Source organism: Phycisphaeraceae bacterium (assembly GCA_040222855.1).
Taxonomy (GTDB): Bacteria; Planctomycetota; Phycisphaerae; order Phycisphaerales; family Phycisphaeraceae; genus Mucisphaera.
Window position 1 is genome coordinate 457,764 of the sequence record JAVKCD010000003.1, and the last position, 18,337, is coordinate 476,100.

Here is an 18,337-nt window from a genome sequence, read left to right on the forward strand (position 1 = left end):
ATCGCCAAGAGCCCACGGGCACCTCCACCACCCGGTACCCAACAAACGCATAATTTCTCTGGTCACTGACGTGAGGCCGGTTACACTAAAACTGACGCTTTCCGGCACCTGCTCCAACCCAGCAAGACAATCCCTGGAGAAGCACCGTGATCAGACCCTTCGCAGCCCTGATAGCACTCCTTGCCATCAACGCCGCAGCTCTGGCCGAGTTCGGCGGTCTGGTCAATACCATCACCCGCACCGACGCAGACCGCTTCGGCCAGCAGGTCGAGGTCCTCGACAACCACCTCGTCGTCTCAGCCCCGGGCCCGGACCACACCAGCGCTATCACCGGGACCATCTACCTCTACGAACACGCCAACAACACCCTCACGCTCCGCGACACCCGCACCGAACACAATCCCATCGGTGCCGCCTACGGACTCGGCCTCGACACCCACGGCGACTTCATCGTCGCAGCCTCACGAGCCTCCGCCGACCTCTACACCATCGACCAGGGCGCGTTCGTCCACCTCTCCAGCCACAACCTCCAGGTCGACTTCGAACCCATAGGCGGCCAGTACGTCGCCGCCACAAACAACCTGCTCATCACCGGGTCACCCGACCTCGACGGCGGCCGCGTCAACGTCATCAACCTCAACACCTCATCCACAACCACACTCGCCCTCCCACAGGACGACTGGTTCGGTGGACAGCGCGGCGGCCCATGGCCCGGCAGAGCCCGGTTCGGCTTCGCGGTCGATGCCTCAAATGACTACGTCGTCGTCGGTGCCCCGCTGGCCGAGGTCGATGGACTCACAAACGCCGGACGAGCCTACGTCTACAGCGCCACCTCCGCCGAACTCCTCTACGAGTTGGAGACAGGCACTCCTCGCTCCGGCCGGGATCACATCGGCCTGAGCACCGTGATCCATGATCGCAGCGTATTCCTCCCCGATCTTGACGCTGAGGCGGTCTATCAGTTTGATCTGGATACTGGCAGTATCACCAATGTCTTCCACACGCGAAACGTCTTGGGATCCTATCTCATAGGCCGCGAACTGGCGGTCACCGACAACCTCCTCGCCGTGGCTGATCTGGTGACCTACGGAGTCGCTCTGTTTGATATCAGAACCGGCCTTCACCTCACCACGCTCAGACAACCGGCTGGCTATGACGCGTCGCAATTTGGCTTCGGACTCGCCTTCTCCGACCAACACCTCTACGTCGGCGACCCCGCCGCCAACTCGGTCTTCATCTACGACATCACCTCACCCCCTCTGGCCGGAGACCTGGATGACTCAGGCGTACTCGACGAGAACGATCTGAACATCCTGTCATGGGGCGTCTTCTCCGGCCAGAACGACTACGACCTTGACGAATCCGGGATCACCGACGCCGACGACCTCAGGTTCTGGATCGAAAGGGTCTACGACTCCGTCGTCGGCGACGCCAACCTCGACCACGCCGTAGACCTCATCGATCTCAGCATCCTCGCATCAAACTTCGGCAGCCTCTCGCTCCGCTGGGATCACGGCAACTTCGACGGTTCAAGAGCCATCGATCTAATCGATCTCAGCCTGCTCGCCGCCAACTTCGGCATAGCCCCTCCGATCCCGGAACCCACAGCCATCTCCCTGATACTCGCCAGCTGGCTCACTATAGCGCACCGCACGCCGCGCACCTTCAGACGCACACCCGACCACCAACCCCCGCAAAGCTAGCACTGCAATCAAAGTCCCCCCGTGCGCACAAACCACCGTCAAAAACACCCCATCGGTCACGTTTGATTGACGCGTGCGCACAGATTCCGGCCCAAAAGCCGTAGAATACGGTCGCTCAAGACCCCTCTGGAACGCCGAATGACCACCTCCCACCAGACCACACCCGACATCAACGCCGGCTATCGCGTCGACCTCGACGCCTTCCACGGACCCCTCGACCTCCTCCTGCACCTGGTCAAACGCCAGGAAGTCGACCTCCACGACATCTCCATGTCCCGCCTCGCCGCCCAGTATCTCGACCAACTCGAAGGCCTCGACCGCGTCGATGTCGAACGCGCAGGCGAGTTTCTCGTTGTCGCCGCAACACTTATAGAGCTCAAGTCCCGCACCCTCGTCCCCGCCGAACAGTCCGGCGACCTCGAAACCGACGGCACCGACGGGGCAGATGGCGGGGGGACCGACCCTCGTGCCGACCTCATCCGCGCCCTGCTCGCCTACAAACGCTATCGCGACGCCGCCCAGAACCTAGGCGAAATGGCCGAAAACGCCGCCAAACGCTTCCCCGTCAACCTGCGCACACCCCGACCCGCCCAGGATGAAGCCACCGCCGAACCCATCGAAATCGACCTCGAAGAGGCCGACGCCCTCACCCTCGCCGCCACCTACGAACGCGTCCTCGAATCCATAGGCGGGCCCTCCACCCACGACATCGGCTCCGACGAAACACCCCTCTCACTCCACATGGAGGACATGCGCGACCTCGTCTCCCGCTCAGGTCTCACCGGCATCCGACTCCGCCAGATCTTCGACGAACGCACCGACCGCATGGAGCAGGTCGGCCTCTTCCTCGCCGTCCTCGAACTCGTCCGCCAACGCGAACTCCTCGTCGAAGAAGGCGCCGACCTCCGCGACCTCATCCTCCGCCCCGCCGACGAAGCCCACCGCACCCTCATCGAATCCGACCTCATCACCCAACCGCCACAAGTCGAGGACCTGGATGCCTTTGCGTGGCCCGATGAAAAATCCCGCCGCCGCGCCGAACGCCGCATCCTCCGCCGCCAGCAGGGCAAGTTCATGGACGCCGACGACGACTCGGATGATGATTCACCAACGTCCACATAACCCATCCCCTGATTCAATCATCACTTATGATCGCCCCGCGATCGCGCCGATGATCCCAGCATGACCGAGATCAGTGCCGCCACCATCTCCGCTCAGGCTCAGGGCCAGCTCATGCAGGAGGTCAGCCTCCGCACCATGCGCCTCGCCCTCGATCAGCAGCAGCAATCAGGCGACGCCGCCATCCAGCTCCTCCAGCAAGCCGCCGAGGTCGCCAAAACCGCACCCACCTCCGCCAGCGACGGCGTCGGCCAGAACCTCAACCTCCTAGCCTGACAACAACTTACATCCCACCTCCCCACCACCCGCATCGCGATCCCCGCGCCCTCACCGCCTGCTCCGCCTCACGCCCTCGCCCCTTCCTCTCTCGCCCGCAACTTCTGAACCCACCAACAAAATTTCCACCGAGCCACCCCCTCAGCGCTTGGCTTGCATCGCGTTTGAGCCTATATTAAAAGAATAAGAGGTCTGATGATCGTCTCACAGTCGGAGACTCAAAGCCATGTCTCATGATTCCCACGATCCTGCCCGGCACCAGGCGTGCCGGAGCCCGGTCATCGCGTTCTACGAGGTCACCCAGGCCTGCGACCTCACTTGTCGCCATTGCAGGGCGTGCGCACAGGTCCACGCCCATCCCGAGGAGCTGTCCACCGACACCGCCCTCGCCCTGCTCGACGACCTGGCCAGTTTCGAGACCCCACCCATGGTCGTCTTCACAGGCGGGGACCCCATGCGCCGGGCCGACCTGCCCCAACTCGTCCGCCACGCCACCAGCTTACGCCTGCGCACCTCCGCAGCCCTGTCCGCCACGCCCCGCGTGAAGCCCGACCGCCTCGCGGAACTCCGCGACGCCGGGCTGACCACCATCGCTGTCAGCGTCGATGGCGTCGACGAACCGACCCACCGCGCCCTCCGCCAGGTCCCCAAGACGCTGGAACGCGCCATCCGCATCCTCCGCGATGCCAAAGCCCTCGGACTCAAGACGCAGGTCAACACCACCATCACCCGCGGCAACGTCGAGCAGATCACGCCATGGGACTACGAAGCCGTCTTCGAGCGACTGCTGCACCACCAGCGGATTCAACCATTCGCTATCAAAACAACCGAAGCGCCGTTCTTCAGGCGCTACGCCATCGAGCACGCCGCTTCACCCATGCTCAACGGTTCGCGGATGACCATGGGCGTCAACGACGGCCGGGGCGTGGTGTTCATCGGCCACACCGGCAAGATCGAGCCGTCCGGTTTCCTGCCGATCGAGTGCGGACGCTTCCCCGCGGACTCGGTGGTGAACGTCTATGAGAATCACCCGGTTTTCCGCGACCTGCAGGACCCGGATCGACTCAGAGGCAAGTGCGGGGTGTGTCCCTACCGGCGGGTGTGTGGCGGGAGCCGAGCCCGAGCGTATGCGGTCAGCCGTGATTACCTCGCGGAGGAGCCGGACTGCGCCTACCGGCCGCCTCTGGCGAGTCTGTCGGCAATCAAGGAGCCTGCGACATGTTCAGCGTGAGCAACATCCTCTGTGGCGTGACCTCGGGTAACGAGCGCCTGCGCTACGGGCACAAGAAAAATAGCGACAAAGAGCGCGATGGCCTTCTCAAGCCCGTCCTGCGTGACCCCTATCCCCGAGCACCGAAGCCGGTGGTGGCCTGGGCGGTGACCGGGGTGTGCAACCTGACGTGCAAGCACTGCTACGCGGCGGCGGGGATAACGCCCCGGCCCAACGAGCTGTCAACGCTCGAAGGCTTTGCGCTGATCGAGAATCTGCGCGCGTTTGGTGTGCCCGCGCTGCTGTTCTCCGGCGGAGAGCCGTTGATGCGCCCGGACCTGCTGGCCCTGGTGGACCACGCCGTGGCGCTGGGCATCAGTTGCACGCTGTCGACCAACGGGCTGCTGATCGATGACTATGTGGCCCAACGCCTAAAACGCGCGGGACTTAAATACGTCGGCGTCTCAATCGACGGGATGCGGAAGACCCACGACAAGCTGCGCGGCAAGGTCGGCGCCTTCGATAAGGCTCTGGCAGCGATCGAGCGATGCCAGGCGGTCGGTCTGCGCGTCGGCGCACGGTTCACGGTGCACAAGCTCAACGAGCCGGAACTCGAGGACCTGCTCGACCTCTGTGTCGAGAAGAAAATTCATCGCATCTGTGTCTATCACCTGGCCTACGCGGGGCGCGGCAAGGCCCTGCGTGACGTGGACTTGTCACCTGAGGAGACGCGCAAGGTCGTCGATCGGGTTTTCGCATGGACCGAGCGAGCGCACGCGCGCGGCGAGGATGTCGAGGTGCTGACAGTGGGGAACCACTGCGATCAGGCTTATGCGTTGCTCCGACTCGAACGTGATGACCCCAGGCGTGCGGACAAGGCGTGGGCCATGCTCCGGCACAATGGCGGGAACCGCAGCGGCCAGAACATCGCCTCGATCGGGCCGACGGGCGATGTCTTCATCGATCAGTTCTCATGGCACTATCCGTGTGGCAACATCCGCCAGCAGACCTTCGGCGAGATCTGGGGCGACCCGATGGCTCCCCGCTTACGCACGCTCCGACGCCGACCCGAGGGCTTGCCGGAGCAGTGCCAGTCGTGCCGGTTCGTGAGCGTGTGCAACGGCAACCTGCGCACACGCGCCGAGGTGGCCACGGGTGATTTCATGGGCATGGACCCACAGTGCTACCTGACGGACCAGGAACGTACTCCGACGAAGCGGGCAGCCATGGGCCTCAGTCGGTAGCGACTCAGAAGCTGGAGCCTGTGGCGAGGTTGTTGAAGCGCGTGGTTGCGCCGTTGAACTGGAGGCGGACCGTACCCGTCGGGCCGTTACGCTGCTTGGCGATGATGACCTCGGCGACGTTGGTTTCCTGATAGTCCTCATCGCCGCGGTGGTAGTAGTCCTCACGGTGGAGCATCATCACGACGTCGGCGTCCTGCTCGATCGAGCCGGATTCACGCAGATCAGACATACGCGGGCGGTGGCCTTCGCGTTGTTCGGCGGCACGATTGAGCTGGGAAAGACAGATGACCGGGACTTCCAGCTCGCGGGCGAGTGCTTTGATCCCGCGAGACAGCGCGGAGACTTCCTGCTCACGGGAAGCGGCCCCCGAGGCAGACATGAGCTGGAGGTAGTCGATCACGACAGCCTGCACATCGTGCCGAGCCTTGAGCCGGCGGGCCTTGGCGCGAAGCGAGAGGAGCGTGAGCCCCGGGGTGTCATCGATGAACATGGGGGCTTCGGAGAGTTCGCCTACGGTGAGGGAGAGCTGGGCGAAGTCTTCGCGGGAGAGCATGTTCCTACGGAGTCGGTGAGAGTCGACGCCTGAGCGTGAGCAGAGCAGCCGCTGAGCGAGTTGCTGCTTGCCCATTTCGAGGGAGAAGACGGCGACGCCCTGATGATTGGTCGCGGCGACGTGCTCGGCCATGTTCAGCGCGAAGGCGGTTTTTCCCATCGAGGGTCGAGCGGCGATGATGATCATCTCGCCGGGCTGAAGGCCGTTGGTCATCTCGTCGAGTTCGTAGAAGCCGGTGGCGAGCCCGGTGACGGCGCGGCCTTCCTGAGCTTCGAGTTTCTCGTAGGTCTCCTGGAGGAGAACCTTGAGTTCGGCGATGTCGGTGTCGGTCTTGGCTTCGGCCAGCTCGAAGATCTTCTGCTCGGCTCGGTCGAGGATGTTCGCTGCGTCTTCATCGTTGTTGTAGCAGTCGTGGAGGATCTGCCCTGCGGTGTCGATCATCCGGCGGACCGTACCCTTGTCGCGGACGATGCGGGCCCAGTGTTTGGCGCCAGCGGCGGAGGGGACGGACTCGGCGAGTTCGACGAGGTAATCGGTTCCGCCAACGTGCTCGAGCTGCTGGCGGTCGGTGAGCTTCTGGTTGAGCTGAACGATATCGACCGACTGGGTCTGGTCAAAGAGTTCGACGATGGCGGCGTAGACGACTGAGTTGGGCTGATGGCCAAAGTCCTCGGGTCCGCGGACGATCTCGATGATGTCGGCGGTGACGCTGGGGTCGTGGAGGAGCGAACCGAGGAGGGCGGCTTCGGCCTCGCGGGGGACCGGGGGGAGTTTGCCAAAGAGCTTGCCGATCTCGATGGGCGGCTGGAAGTCGCGGCGGAACGGTCGGCTCTGCTGTGGCGTGAAGGCAGTCATGCTCAAAGGATACGGGGGATTCGGCGTTTCGCGTGGAGATTTTGGGTTTGCGTCAGCCTGTCCACGGCTGGTCCGCGTTCAGTTGGGCTGTATAGTGCCGAGCCTGAAGGAGGTCTCTCGATGGCAGTGTATCTGAGCCGAAACTTGTTCATGCTGATGGTGCTGTCGGTGGCTCTGGTGGGTTGCGTGGGGGGCGCACAGCCGGTTCTCAAGCCCAAGGCACTGGTTCCGGGGGATACGATCGCGTTTGTGGCGCCAGCGGGTGAGTTGGATCAGGTGCGGGTCGAGCGGGCGCGCGATCGCCTGCTGGCCATGGGCTTCGAGGTGATCATCCCGGAAAATCTTTACCGGCAGCACGGGTATCTGGCGGGGAGCGATGAGGAACGCGCTGCGGAGTTGATGGCGATGTTCGCCGACCCGGAGGTGGACGCGATTTTTCCCGGCACCGGCGGGTACGGCACGACGCGGATCCTCGAGCTGCTGGACTACGAGGTGATCCGGGCCAACCCGAAGGTGTTTATCGGGTTTAGTGACATCACGGGGCTGCACGCGGCGTTCCATGAGAAGACGGGGCTGGTGACGTTCCACTCGCCCAACCCGATGTGGGGACTGGGCAGCGAGGACAACCTGCGGCCGTTCTCGGCGGATTATTTCTGGCGTGCGATCCTGCGTGATAGTTATGTCGATGGGAAGGGGAATCCGCGACCGAAGGGTTATGTGATCCGTTCGGACCAGCGGGTGGAGGCTCCGGTCGAGACGATGACGGGCGGCGTAGCGCGGGGCGTGATCGTGGGCGGAAACCTGTCGCTGGTGCAGGCGATCACGGGCACGGCGTACCAACTCGATACGCGGGGGAAGATTCTTTATCTGGAAGATGTCGGCGAGGCGCCGTACCGCGTGGACCGGATGCTCCGACAGATGAAGGACTCGGGGCAGCTCGACGGCATCAGCGGGGCGATTCTGGGTCGGTTCACCCGGCGGCGGAATGAGGACACGTCGAACGAGACGACCTCGATGCGTGAGGTCCTGGAGGATTACTTCAAGGGGTTGGGCGTGCCGGTGCTGGTTGATTTCCCCGCTGGGCATGTGTCGGACAACGCGACCTTGCCGCTGGGCGTGATGGTCGAGCTGGACGCGGATGCACAGACGATCACGGTGCTGGAGAACCCGGTGCTGGTGGATTGAGGTCAGGCCACGGCGTCGAGTGGCTCCGGCACGTTGGGGAGGTTCAGGAAGTTGGCCAGGAGGCGGTGGCCTTCGGTGGTGAGGAAGGATTCGGGGTGGAACTGTACGGACTCGACGGGGACTTTGTTGAAGTGCTCGGGTTTGCCGCGGAGACCCATGACTTCGCCATCGTCGGTCCAGGCGGAGACGGTGAAGCGTTCTTGATCAACCGTCTCGGGGGTGACGACGAGGGAGTGGTAGCGGGTGGCGATGAAGGGGTTGGTTAGGCCCTTGAAGACGCCTTGGTTGTCGTGGTGGATGGGTGACGTCTTGCCGTGCATGACGTGGGTGTTGCGGGCGACGGTCATGCCGTATGCCTGGCCGATGGACTGGTGGCCGAGGCAGACGCCGAAGAGTGGGGTCTTTCCGGCGAAGGTTTCGGCGACGGCGCAGGAGACGCCGGCCTCGTTGGGGGTGCAGGGCCCGGGGGAAATGATGATGGCCTCGGGAGCGAGTTCGGCGATCTGGGCGGTGGTGATCTTGTCGTTGCGGACCACGCGGAGATCTGCCTCGGCCTGCTCGGCGGAGCGGCCGTTGGCGATGAGGACCTCGCCAATCCGCTGGACGAGGTTGTAGGTGAAGGAGTCGTAGTTGTCGATGAGGAGGATCACCCCCGGAATATAGCATGCGAATCGTTGGGAACATCTGGATCCAAGGGCTCGCTGCGCTGGACCTACCAGGTCCGGGCTAGTTGGCCACGATGTTGATCAGCTTGTTGGGGATGACGATGACCTTGCGGATGGTCTTGCCTTCGAGGTGGGTGTTGACGTTGGGGTCGGCTTTGGCGGCGGCTTCGACGGCGGGCTGGTCGGCGTCGGCGGGGAGGGTGATCTTGCCGCGGAGTTTGCCGTTGACCTGTACGGGCATCTCGATGGTGTCTTCGACCAGCATGGCGGGGTCAAAGGTGGGCCAGTTGGCATCGGCGACTGAGTGGGGGTGGCCGAGGGCGTGCCAGAGTTCTTCAGCGGCGTGAGGGGCGAGTGGGGCGAGCATACGGACGAGGCGGTCGGCGATGGATTTAGACAGGGTTGGTTCGGGGACGAGTTTGTTGTTGAGTTCGATGAGGGCAGCGATGGCGACGTTGAAGGCCATGTCGTTCATGGCGTCGGTGACGCGGGCGATGGTTATGTGGGTCGCGCGTTCGAGGTCATTGGAGGGTGGATCGTTGATGATGAGGGAGTCGCCGGTCTCGGGGTCGAAGACGTTGCGCCAGATGCGGTTGAGGAAGCGGTGGACGCCGGTGATGTCCTTGGTGTTCCAGGGCTTGGATTGGTCGAGTGGGCCCATGAACATTTCGTAGAGGCGGAGGGTGTCGGCGCCGTACTGGTTGCAGATGTCATCGGGAGCGACGGCGTTTTTGAGGGACTTGCCCATCTTGCCGTAGCGTTCGGTGACGGGTTCACCCTGGTAGAGGAAGTTGATGCCGGGCTGCCCCTGGACCTCGTAGGCGGGTCGGCCGTCGTCAGTGGTGACTTCGGTCGCCTCGACTCGGGTGCCGTTAGCTTTTTCGTAGTAGTAGGCCTGGATGTAGCCCTGGTTGAAGAGGCGGCCGAAGGGTTCGGGGGTGGAGATGTGGCCGAGGTCGAAGAGGACTTTGTGCCAGAAGCGGGCGTAGAGGAGATGGAGTACGGCGTGCTCGGCCCCGCCGACGTAGAGATCGACCCCACCGAGGTAAGTGGGTTTAATCTGGTCGGAGCGGGTCATCCAGTACTTCTCGGCCTCGTCGCTAACGAAGTGGTTGAGGTTGGCGGGGTCAAGGAAGCGGAGGTAATACCAGCAGGAGCCAGCCCACTGGGGCATGGTGTTGAACTCCCGCTGGTAGCGTTTGCCGTCGAGGGTGGCGTATTTCCAGTCATCCGGGGCGCGGCCGAGAGGTGGGCGTGGGGGTGCGTTGGGGTCATCGACGGCATCGGGTCGGAAGTCTTCGAGGTGGGGGTGTTCGACGGGGAGTTGGTCGGCGGGGACAGCGCGGATAACGCCTGTGGGCTGACCGTTGTCATCGAGTTCGTGGAGGATGGGGAAGGGTTCGCCCCAGTAGCGTTGGCGGGAGAAGAGCCAGTCGCGGAGTTTGTACTGGACCTTGGGCTGGCCAAGACGTTTGGACTGGAGCCATTCGATGATTCGGGCTTTGGCTTCGGGCACGTCGAGGCCGCTGAGGGAGACCTCGTCGTTTTCTGAGTTGGTGAGTTTGCCGGTTCCGGTGAAGGCTTGTTCTTCGATAGGCACCGATCCGCCGGTGACAACCTGGATGATGTCGATATCGAACTTCCTGGCGAAGGCGTGGTCGCGGGTGTCGTGGGCGGGGACAGCCATGATGGCGCCGGTTCCGTAGCCCATCATGACATAGTCGGCGATCCAGACGGGGATGGGGCGACCGGTGACAGGGTTGACGGCGTATCCGCCTGTGAAGACGCCGGTTTTCTCTTTGCCTTCGGCAGCGCGGTCGATTTCGGTCTTGCGGGCGGCTTCGGCCTGGTAATCATCGACGGCTTTGCGGTGTTCTGTAGTGGTGACGACCTCGACGAGGGGGTGTTCGGGGGCGAGGACCATGTAGGTCGCGCCGAAGAGGGTGTCTGGACGGGTCGTGAAGACACGGATGGATTCGTCCGAGTTTTCGATGGCGAAGTCGACCTCGGCGCCGGTCGAGCGGCCGATCCAGTTTCGCTGGTGGAGCTTGATGGGCTCGGGCCAGTCGACGATATCGAGCTCATCGATCAGGCGGTCGGCGTAGGCGGTGATGCGGAGCATCCACTGCTTGAGGGGTCGTTTGTAGACGGGGTGATTGCCGCGTTCGGAGCGGCCATCGTTGGTGACTTCCTCGTTGGCGAGCACGGTGCCGAGGGCGGGACACCAGTTGACATCGACTTCGGCGAGGAAAGCGAGGCGGTACTCATCGATCAGGCGGAGGCGCTGGTCGGCTTCGAGCTCCTGCCACTTGTGGATGTTGGGGTTGCCGATGCCGGCGAGGGACTCCATGTTCTCGGCATCGGCGGAGAGGATGAGCTCGCCGTCGATGCCGACGTAGTAGTCTTCGTCCTCGAGTTTTTTGATGAGTTGGGCGATGGGTCGGGCAGCGTTGTCGATGGGGTCGAAGTAGCTCTCGAAGAGCTGGAGGAAGACCCACTGGGTCCAGCGGTAGTAGTCGGTGTCGGTGGTGGCGAGTTGGCGGGACCAGTCGTAGCCGAGACCGAGTCGCTTGAGCTGGCGGATCATGTTCTGGATGTTGCGGTCGGTGGTCTCGCGGGGGTGGACTCCTGTTTCGACAGCGTACTGTTCAGCGGGGAGACCGAAGGCGTCGAAGCCCATGGGGTGAAGGACGTTGAAGCCCTGCATGCGTTTGTAGCGGCCGACGATGTCGGTGGCGATGTAGCCGAGGGGGTGTCCGACGTGGAGGCCGACCCCCGAGGGATAGGGGAACATGTCGAGGACATAGAACTTGGGTTTGCGGGGATCGAAGCCATCGTCGCCTGGGCTGGGCGTGTGGAAGGTGTGATGCTCGGCCCAATAGTGCTGCCAGCGGGCTTCGATGGCGGTGAAGTCGTAGGTGGTGTGGGGGGTGGGGTTGGTCATGGGATCGTTAAGGATAAGCGATTGAGAGGCTTAGCCGGAACCGAGGAAGCGGTAGTACCCCAGGGCCTGGAGCCAGGCGGATCGGCGTAGTTTTGCCTGATGCTTTGCCGCAGGGAATGGGACGAAGGGCCGGATAGGTGAGGGGCGTGTGAGGGTGGGGTCCGGACGGGTGGGCTCGGCGGGGTTGGCCTGAACCAGCCAGTGTTTGGCTTGCCCGCCGGCGTGGAAAGCTTTGACGGAGCTGAGGGGTTCGCAGCGGAGGATGGTGGTTCCAGGGATACGGAGTTTGAGGGCAGCCCGTTTCCACTGGGCGCTGCGGTAGCACCACCACCGGTCGGGGTCGAGGTACCCGCCGCCGATGCGCATGGCTAGAGCGGCCCAGATGATGGACTCGACGTGCATCGAGCGAGGGAGCTGGGTTCCGCCAAGGTTATGGATGTAGTTATCGAGCCAGCCCCAGTCGATGGGTGCGCGGGCGTGGGCAACGCCGATGTCGGTGTGGTCGGCGAGAGGTCCGAGTTGGAAGGCGCGTTCGACTGTCTCTGGCGGGAGGAGACAGTTAGGGGACTGCCACATGAGGAGCAGTCCGTGCTGTGGAGTGGGCTCAAAGGTGAAGGGGCTGGGGAAGTAGACATCAGGATCGAGAATGATGGTTTCTTCATCATCGTTAGCCATGAGGAGTGGATCAGTGATTTTCCTCCAGCAGGGGTGGCCGTGCATGAACGCGCGAACGTGCTGATGGTTGGGGATCTTCGAAGCGGCGAGATCGTTTAGTTCTTCGAAGCCGTGAGTGGACCATTGGTGGCGATCGGGCGGGTCGAGTTGCTTGACGGCTTCGGCGAGTTGACTCGCATCGTGAGCGTTGTCGGTGATGAGACGGAGCTGCAGCGGTTCGATGGCGTTGTTCAGGAGACTGCTCAGACAAAGACGGGCGTAGCTGAGAGAGTTGACGCCAAGGACTATGTAGACGTTTCGTCGGGCGGAGTCTGTCATAGTTTTGTAGGCTTCCCGGCGTTGATAGCCTGCTGGTAGATGTCGAGGATGCGGTCGATCTTGACCTGCCAGTCGTAGTGGGTTTCTACTTTGGCGCGTCCGGCTCGGCCAAGGGTGGTGCGGAGGATGGGGTCGGTAGCGAGCCGATTCATCGCGCTAGCCAGATCGTGGATGAAGGACTCACGGCTGGTTGGCGGGATCAGGATGCCACAGGAGTCATCGAGGTAGTCGGCGGGCCCGCCCCAGTCAGTGGCGATGACGGGTTTGGACATAGCCATGGCTTCGAGGACGACGGCCCCGCCACACTCGTAAAGACTCGGGAGGACAAGGGCGTCGCAGTCAGCGAGTTTCCTGGCACAATCAGCCTGAGGGAGGAAGCCATGGAAAGTGACCAATGGGCGTATCTGGAGCTGATCGGTGAGTTGTTCGAGATGAGTTCGTTGATCACCATCGCCGAGAAGATCGAGGTGGACGTCGGGGTGTTCGGCTTGTGCTCGAAGTTGTGCGAGGGCGTGAAGGAGGAGATCGATGGCTTTCCAGTCGACCATCCGTCCCATGTAGAGGAAGCGTGTGGTGTTGTCAGTTGGTGGTGAGACCGGGGGTGGCTGCCAGAGTTTGAGATCAACGCCGTTCTCAACGAGTTCGATCACCGGCGTCCGGATCCCAGGTGGTAGGGCTTTGGCGGTACGCTGATTCGCGACGAGGAGAGCGGCGGCACGGCGTTTGCCGGGGATGAGCCAGTTGGCTAGGCCTGAGGTGGCCCGTCCGGAGCCGATCAGGAGCCGCTCGATACTCGACTCGAGATTTCGGAAGCCGGTCGGGTAGATCATCCCACCGTTCATGGGCCCGATGATGGTGGGCACGCCTAGGCTGTGCATGAGCGACGGGGTTTTGGGCGAGACGGGGATGGGTTCGTGAACGATGTTGAGGCCATGCTGCCGGATCAAGTCTCTCGCAGCACGCCTTTGGAGGTACTGCGTCAGCAGGTGCATCGGCATACCGGTGAACATGTTGCCCAGGCGGTGTGGGAGCTTAGAGCCAATGGCCCAGAGCCAGCGTTGCGCCACGAGGTCGGGGACGAAGTGCAGTCTGGAGTGGTCGGCGGGCTCGATAACGTCCAGGAGTTCATCTCGTGTGCGTTCGTGAACCAGCAAATGTGCTTCGATGTTTCTGGCGCGGAGAAATCGGAAATAGTGCAGGGGGAGGATGGCTTCCCCGCCGAAGCGGGCGGAGGCGTTCTCGGCGACAATGAGGACTCGAGGGTGGTTGGAGGCAGAGGTGGTCATGTCTAGAAGGTATCGACGGTGTTACGGGGTGCTGGCCAGTGGAAATCGCGGGGAACAGGGGACTAAAAAGCCTTATACTAAGGACTCGGGTTCTTGATGATTGGAGTGCGTTTAAGCGATGCCTGCAGGACGTGTGAATCTGATTGATTGTTCGCTCCGGGATGGGCATCAGTCGCTGTTGGCGACGCGGATGTCGCTGGAGCAGTCTTTGCGGGTTTTGCCGTTGCTGCGGGATTCGGGGTACTCGATTCTGGAGCTTTGGGGCGGGGCAGTTTTGGATTCTTCGCTGCGATTTACGGGGGATGATCCGTTCGAGCGTTTGGAGACGCTGCGGCGGGTGCTCGATGAGGCTGGACGGGAGATCGAGATCCGATCGCTTTGTCGGGGTCAGAACCTGTTTGGGTACAACCCTTACCCGGACAACGTGGTTTACGAGTTTCTCAAGGAAGCGATCCGGACGGGTGGCGGGAAGTTGCACCGGATGCGGATCTTTGATGCGCTCAACGATCACCGGAATCTGACCACGGCGATCATGGCGACCAAGACATTTAATGGTCACGCGGAGGCGGCGCTGAGTTATACGGTGTCGCCGGTGCACGACACGGACCATTTTCTGGGATTCGCGCAGCGGGTCGTGGACGCGGGGGCGGATTCACTGGCGATCAAGGACATGGCGGGGTTGCTGCACCCGGCGGATGCGTGGGCGTTGGTGGAGCGGATCAAGGCGGCGTTCCCGCATCTTGAGTTGACGCTTCATGCGCACTGCACCAACGGGTTGGCGACGGCGAGTTATGTCGTCGCGATGCTGGCGGGGGTGGATCACCTGGACGTGTGCCATGGTCCGATGGCTCATGGGACGGCTCAGCCGCCAGCGGAGTTGATGGGGTATTTCGCCAAGGAACTGGGCATCGAACTGAATGTCAGTTTTGAGCATGCTCCGGCGATTGATCGTGAGTTAAGGAAGGTCCGGGAAGAGCTGGCGAGCGTCGATAAGGACCCGGAGCATTTCGGGAACCCGTGGCCTGCTGAGCCGACTGCGGCGATGGTGGATGTGATGCGGAAGGCGATAGCGCTGCTCAAGAAGCGTGATCGGGCATCGTGTGATGAGGCGGTGGACCTGATCGAGCAGAAGATCATGGAACCGCAGGGATATCCGGCGATTGATAAGGCGCAGCTGGCTTCGCAGATCCCGGGGGGGATGATCTCGAATCTGCACAATCAGTTGAAGGAGCAGGGCAAGCTGGATGCGATGCCCCAGATTCTTGAGGAGATCCCGAGGGTGCGTGCTGCGGCGGGGTACCTACCGCTGGTGACGCCTACGAGTCAGATCGTGGGGACGCAGGCGGCGTTTAATGTGATTCAGGGCGAGCCGTATGGGTTTGTCTCGGAGCCGTTTCGGGATGTGATGCTTGGGAAGTATGGCAAACTGCCGGGGCCGGCGGACCCTGAGGTGCTCAAGAAGGTGGCGGAGGGTCGTGAGCTGTTTACGGGTCGGCCGGCGCAGTATGTGCCAAGGGTCGATCTGGCGAAAGTGTTTGCGGAACACGGTGAGCTGATTAAGAGTCACCGGGATTTATTGCTAATGCTGTTGTTCCCGGCTCCGGCGAAGGCGTTTTTGAAGAAGCGCGCGGAGGCTGCCCGGGAGACGGTGGGGGCGTGAGTCACCAGTTGGCGTAGCGGGTGGCGCGGGCGACCCGGGAGAGGGCATAGGTGAACCAGGCGAAGACACCGATCGCCCAGAGCACGAGGGTCAGGAGGGGGATGGTTTCGGCAAGTTCGAGCAGTGATTCGGGGATCGTCGCCTCGGTGTTGTCGATCGCGGTGAGGGTGATGGCTATCGGATTAAGCCAGAGAAACGTCAGGCTGAGGCTGTGCCAGAGGGTGAGCCCAACGGCGACGATGATGGCGAGAGCCCAATGAGCGGGCAGGCAGTGGATGGCCTGACGGACGGGGGCGAAGCCACGGTTTCCGCCTGCGCGTTCGGCGACGAGGGCGGAGAAGTTGATGATGAGGAGTAAGGCGGCGGCGTAGAACCATGCGAAGGCGGACATCACGATGAGCATCTGGTTGCGTTGTGTTCCTGTGGACCAGTCTCGGAGCAGGAGGGTATGAATGAGCGCGCGGGGTGAGGTGTCTGCATCGATCGAGGTTGCTGAAAATGATGATTGGATCACGAGCATGCCGTAGAGACAGGCGAGCCAGACACTGGCGAACGCGATGAACCAGCCGAGGATGGGGAAGGGTTCGGGGCCACGGGTCGTGACGAATAAACCGAGTCGAGAGGGCTTGAGGAGGACAAGCCATCCGCGCCGCCAGCGAGAGGGAGCGGCATGGGTGACACCTGCGCGGAGGCTGCGGGCGAGGGAGTCTGCTGAGGGACGGCCGCACTCGGGGCAGGTGGCGTTGGGCGGGAGGCCGAGGAGTGTGTAGTTGCAGTTTTCGCAGCCGGGAGGCCATCGACAGGTCCAGCCGGGGCGGCCAGCGCGGACGGTGGCGATCAGGGCGGTGATGATGCCGGCGAAGCTGGAGATGATGGTGATCAACACGATGAAACTGATCACGCGGAGTTCGCCGGCGGAGGCGTTCTCGGAGATCTCATAGAGAAACTCACCCCAGAAGGTGAGCAGCCAGGCCACGGCTGCGATGAAGGGCGATGCGAAGTAGAGACGCTGGGTGGCGAGGAGGTAGGTGTGGAGGGATTTGCCGTCGATGAACGCGAAGACCTGGAGGGCCCCGGCGAAGGCGATGGCGATCAACTCGAAGAGGACCAGGAGGTAGATCACGCGGGTCTGGTCGAAATCAAAGTCGATGTTGCCGATGTACCAGAGAGGTAGCGCGGCGAGGCCGATGAGGTGGGCGGGCACGGCGGCTGCCCAGGACCAGTTGTAAACCCCGCGATTGACAGCGATCCAGGGAGCGAGGGGGAGGGTCAGGAGAAGGGCAGGGATGGTCCAGCGGGGGTGCGTGGAGGGGTAGGCGTGGGGGGAGGGGGCATCGGCCATGGGCTGTCTCGGTTGCCACATGCTACGACAGAGTGGCTGACGGGGATCTGCTAAGCTTTGCGGCTCGCATGACTTGAAGGAGTTTTGGGATGTCGGATCGGAAGGCGATTGCTGAAGCTACGGCGGCGGGTCTGCGGGATTACGCGGCGCGTGGGGCCGGGGCGCGGGCGGTGGTGGGTTTTGACGGGTTTATTGATTCGATCATCCGGGTGGTGGATCGGCGGTACGACGCGACTCGGTTTGACGCGATGCCGACGATGGACGTGCTGGGGAGCCGGATCGTGGCGGCGGCGGGGAAGAGTGCGAACTTTGAGTTTGTGACGACGCTCCAGAAGCTCGGCGGCAACGGGCCGATCATGGCCAACGCGATGGCGGCGGGTGAGATCGAGGTGACGTATCTGGGGGCGGTGGGTTATCCGAATCCGGACCCGATCTTTGGTGAACTGGTCGAGCGGGCGAAGGTGATCCCGCTCGCGGAGGCGGGGAAGACCGATGCGCTGGAGTTTGATGATGGCAAGCTGATGCTGGGCAAGTACGCGCACCTGCTGACGTTTGGTGCCGAGCAGGTCCGCGAGACGATCGGGGTCGGTCGTTTCGCGGAGGTGGTGTCGAGGGCGGACCTGGTGGCGATGATCAACTGGACGATGATGCCGGGGACGCAGACGATCTGGGAGCTGATGGCGGATGAAGTGCTGCCCGAGTTGGGGGCTCGTGAGAAGCGGTTGGTGCTGTTTTTTGATCTGTGCGACCCGGCGAAGCGGACGCTGGAGGACCTGCAAGGAGCCCTCGAGATCATGAAGCGGGTGCAGGAGCACGCGGATGTGATCCTAGGGATGAACCTGGCGGAGTCGGGTTTTGTGTCCGAGGCCTTGGGACTGCCCGAGGTGTCGGATGCTGAGGGATCGATCGAGGCGACAGCGGCGGCGATCCGAGAATCGATGGGGATTCACGCGACGGTGGTGCATCCACGGAGTGGGGCTGCTGCGTGTCGAGTGCAGGGGGAAGGTATCGAGACGGCGCGATTTTCGGGCCCGTTTGTGAAGCAGCCAAAGCTGTCGACAGGAGCCGGGGATAACTTCAACGCGGGGTTCTGTCTGGGGCTACTCGCGGGCTTGAGTCTGGAGCAGAGCCTGTGTGCGGGGACGGGGACCAGTGGATTTTATGTGCGGAATGCCAAGAGCCCGACGCTTGCGGAGTTAGCGGGGTTCTGCGACGAACTGCCGGCTCCTGAGGGCGGGTGAGATTCAGTTTTTTTGATGAGGGTGGGTCCGGGACGAACGATGTGTCATTCTTGCGCGGGGG

14 protein-coding genes are annotated in these 18,337 nt (G+C 62.7%); 8 read left to right on the forward strand and 6 right to left on the reverse strand.

The genetic code is table 11. The features are described 5' to 3' along the window. Positions 1–146: 146 nt before the first annotated feature. The 5 genes from RIG82_02065 (at position 147) to RIG82_02085 (ending at position 5,552) form a co-directional block, all read left to right on the forward strand. Positions 147–1,703 (forward strand): hypothetical protein, encoded by a 1,557-nt coding sequence (locus RIG82_02065; protein MEQ9459725.1) that lies wholly within the window; start codon positions 147–149, stop codon positions 1,701–1,703. Between the two features lie 138 nt (positions 1,704–1,841). Then, entirely contained in the window at positions 1,842–2,825 is a 984-nt protein-coding gene (locus tag RIG82_02070; GenBank protein ID MEQ9459726.1) for a segregation/condensation protein A, read from the forward strand. A 60-nt stretch (positions 2,826–2,885) separates the two neighbouring features. Continuing rightward, entirely contained in the window at positions 2,886–3,098 is a 213-nt protein-coding gene (locus RIG82_02075; GenBank protein MEQ9459727.1) for a putative motility protein, read from the forward strand. Positions 3,099–3,324: 226 nt separating this feature from the next. After that, positions 3,325–4,329 (forward strand): radical SAM protein, encoded by a 1,005-nt coding sequence (locus RIG82_02080; protein ID MEQ9459728.1) that lies wholly within the window; start codon positions 3,325–3,327, stop codon positions 4,327–4,329. Beyond that, positions 4,317–5,552, forward strand: a complete 1,236-nt coding sequence (locus RIG82_02085) for a radical SAM protein (protein MEQ9459729.1) — start codon at positions 4,317–4,319, stop codon at positions 5,550–5,552. Before RIG82_02080 ends, RIG82_02085 begins: the two co-directional genes overlap by 13 nt. Before the next feature lie 4 nt (positions 5,553–5,556). Here RIG82_02085 and dnaB read toward each other — a convergent pair whose 3' ends face one another. Beyond that, on the reverse strand, positions 5,557–6,960 hold the full coding sequence (dnaB, locus tag RIG82_02090; protein MEQ9459730.1) for a replicative DNA helicase: 1,404 nt from the start codon (positions 6,958–6,960) through the stop codon (positions 5,557–5,559). A 120-nt stretch (positions 6,961–7,080) separates the two neighbouring features. Here dnaB and RIG82_02095 point away from each other — a divergent pair, with 120 nt between their 5' ends. Further along, complete coding sequence (locus tag RIG82_02095; protein MEQ9459731.1) at positions 7,081–8,145, forward strand: LD-carboxypeptidase; 1,065 nt, start codon at positions 7,081–7,083, stop codon at positions 8,143–8,145. A gap of 2 nt (positions 8,146–8,147) precedes the next feature. Here the strand turns inward: RIG82_02095 and RIG82_02100 are convergent, their stop codons facing one another. The 4 genes from RIG82_02100 to RIG82_02115 form a co-directional block, all read right to left on the reverse strand. Then, positions 8,148–8,795: an aminodeoxychorismate/anthranilate synthase component II gene (locus RIG82_02100; protein MEQ9459732.1), complete on the reverse strand. Its 648-nt coding sequence runs from the start codon at positions 8,793–8,795 to the stop codon at positions 8,148–8,150. Positions 8,796–8,871: 76 nt separating this feature from the next. Then, a complete protein-coding gene (gene leuS / locus RIG82_02105; protein MEQ9459733.1) occupies positions 8,872–11,754 on the reverse strand; it encodes a leucine--tRNA ligase in 2,883 nt (960 codons plus the stop codon). A gap of 30 nt (positions 11,755–11,784) precedes the next feature. Next, positions 11,785–12,747, reverse strand: coding sequence for a hypothetical protein (locus RIG82_02110; GenBank protein ID MEQ9459734.1), 963 nt, complete (start codon positions 12,745–12,747; stop codon positions 11,785–11,787). Then, complete coding sequence (locus RIG82_02115) at positions 12,744–14,033, reverse strand: glycosyltransferase family 4 protein (protein MEQ9459735.1); 1,290 nt, start codon at positions 14,031–14,033, stop codon at positions 12,744–12,746. Before RIG82_02115 ends, RIG82_02110 begins: the two co-directional genes overlap by 4 nt. 118 nt (positions 14,034–14,151) lie before the next feature. Between RIG82_02115 and RIG82_02120 the strand changes: the two genes are divergently transcribed. After that, a complete protein-coding gene (locus RIG82_02120) occupies positions 14,152–15,693 on the forward strand; it encodes a hypothetical protein (GenBank protein ID MEQ9459736.1) in 1,542 nt (513 codons plus the stop codon). Between the two features lies 1 nt (position 15,694). Here RIG82_02120 and RIG82_02125 read toward each other — a convergent pair whose 3' ends face one another. Continuing rightward, on the reverse strand, positions 15,695–17,035 hold the full coding sequence (locus RIG82_02125; protein MEQ9459737.1) for a hypothetical protein: 1,341 nt from the start codon (positions 17,033–17,035) through the stop codon (positions 15,695–15,697). Between the two features lie 89 nt (positions 17,036–17,124). Between RIG82_02125 and RIG82_02130 the strand changes: the two genes are divergently transcribed. Further along, positions 17,125–18,276 carry a carbohydrate kinase family protein gene (locus RIG82_02130; GenBank protein ID MEQ9459738.1) on the forward strand — a complete coding sequence of 384 codons (1,152 nt, stop codon included), beginning with the start codon at positions 17,125–17,127 and terminating at the stop codon, positions 18,274–18,276. The last annotated feature ends 61 nt before the right edge of the window (positions 18,277–18,337 follow it).

Excerpts from the sequence above, each read along its gene's own strand:
- RIG82_02125 (MEQ9459737.1), bottom strand. The coding sequence starts at position 17,035 with ATGGCCGATGCCCCCTCCCCCCACGCCTACCCCTCCACGCACCCCCGC.
- RIG82_02070 (MEQ9459726.1), top strand. The coding sequence starts at position 1,842 with ATGACCACCTCCCACCAGACCACACCCGACATCAACGCCGGCTATCGC.
- leuS (MEQ9459733.1), bottom strand. The coding sequence starts at position 11,754 with ATGACCAACCCCACCCCCCACACCACCTACGACTTCACCGCCATCGAA.
- RIG82_02075 (MEQ9459727.1), top strand. The coding sequence starts at position 2,886 with ATGACCGAGATCAGTGCCGCCACCATCTCCGCTCAGGCTCAGGGCCAG.
- RIG82_02085 (MEQ9459729.1), top strand. The coding sequence starts at position 4,317 with ATGTTCAGCGTGAGCAACATCCTCTGTGGCGTGACCTCGGGTAACGAG.
- RIG82_02130 (MEQ9459738.1), top strand. The coding sequence starts at position 17,125 with ATGTCGGATCGGAAGGCGATTGCTGAAGCTACGGCGGCGGGTCTGCGG.
- RIG82_02080 (MEQ9459728.1), top strand. The coding sequence starts at position 3,325 with ATGTCTCATGATTCCCACGATCCTGCCCGGCACCAGGCGTGCCGGAGC.
- RIG82_02110 (MEQ9459734.1), bottom strand. The coding sequence starts at position 12,747 with ATGACAGACTCCGCCCGACGAAACGTCTACATAGTCCTTGGCGTCAAC.
- RIG82_02095 (MEQ9459731.1), top strand. The coding sequence starts at position 7,081 with ATGGCAGTGTATCTGAGCCGAAACTTGTTCATGCTGATGGTGCTGTCG.
- RIG82_02115 (MEQ9459735.1), bottom strand. The coding sequence starts at position 14,033 with ATGACCACCTCTGCCTCCAACCACCCTCGAGTCCTCATTGTCGCCGAG.
- dnaB (MEQ9459730.1), bottom strand. The coding sequence starts at position 6,960 with ATGACTGCCTTCACGCCACAGCAGAGCCGACCGTTCCGCCGCGACTTC.
- RIG82_02120 (MEQ9459736.1), top strand. The coding sequence starts at position 14,152 with ATGCCTGCAGGACGTGTGAATCTGATTGATTGTTCGCTCCGGGATGGG.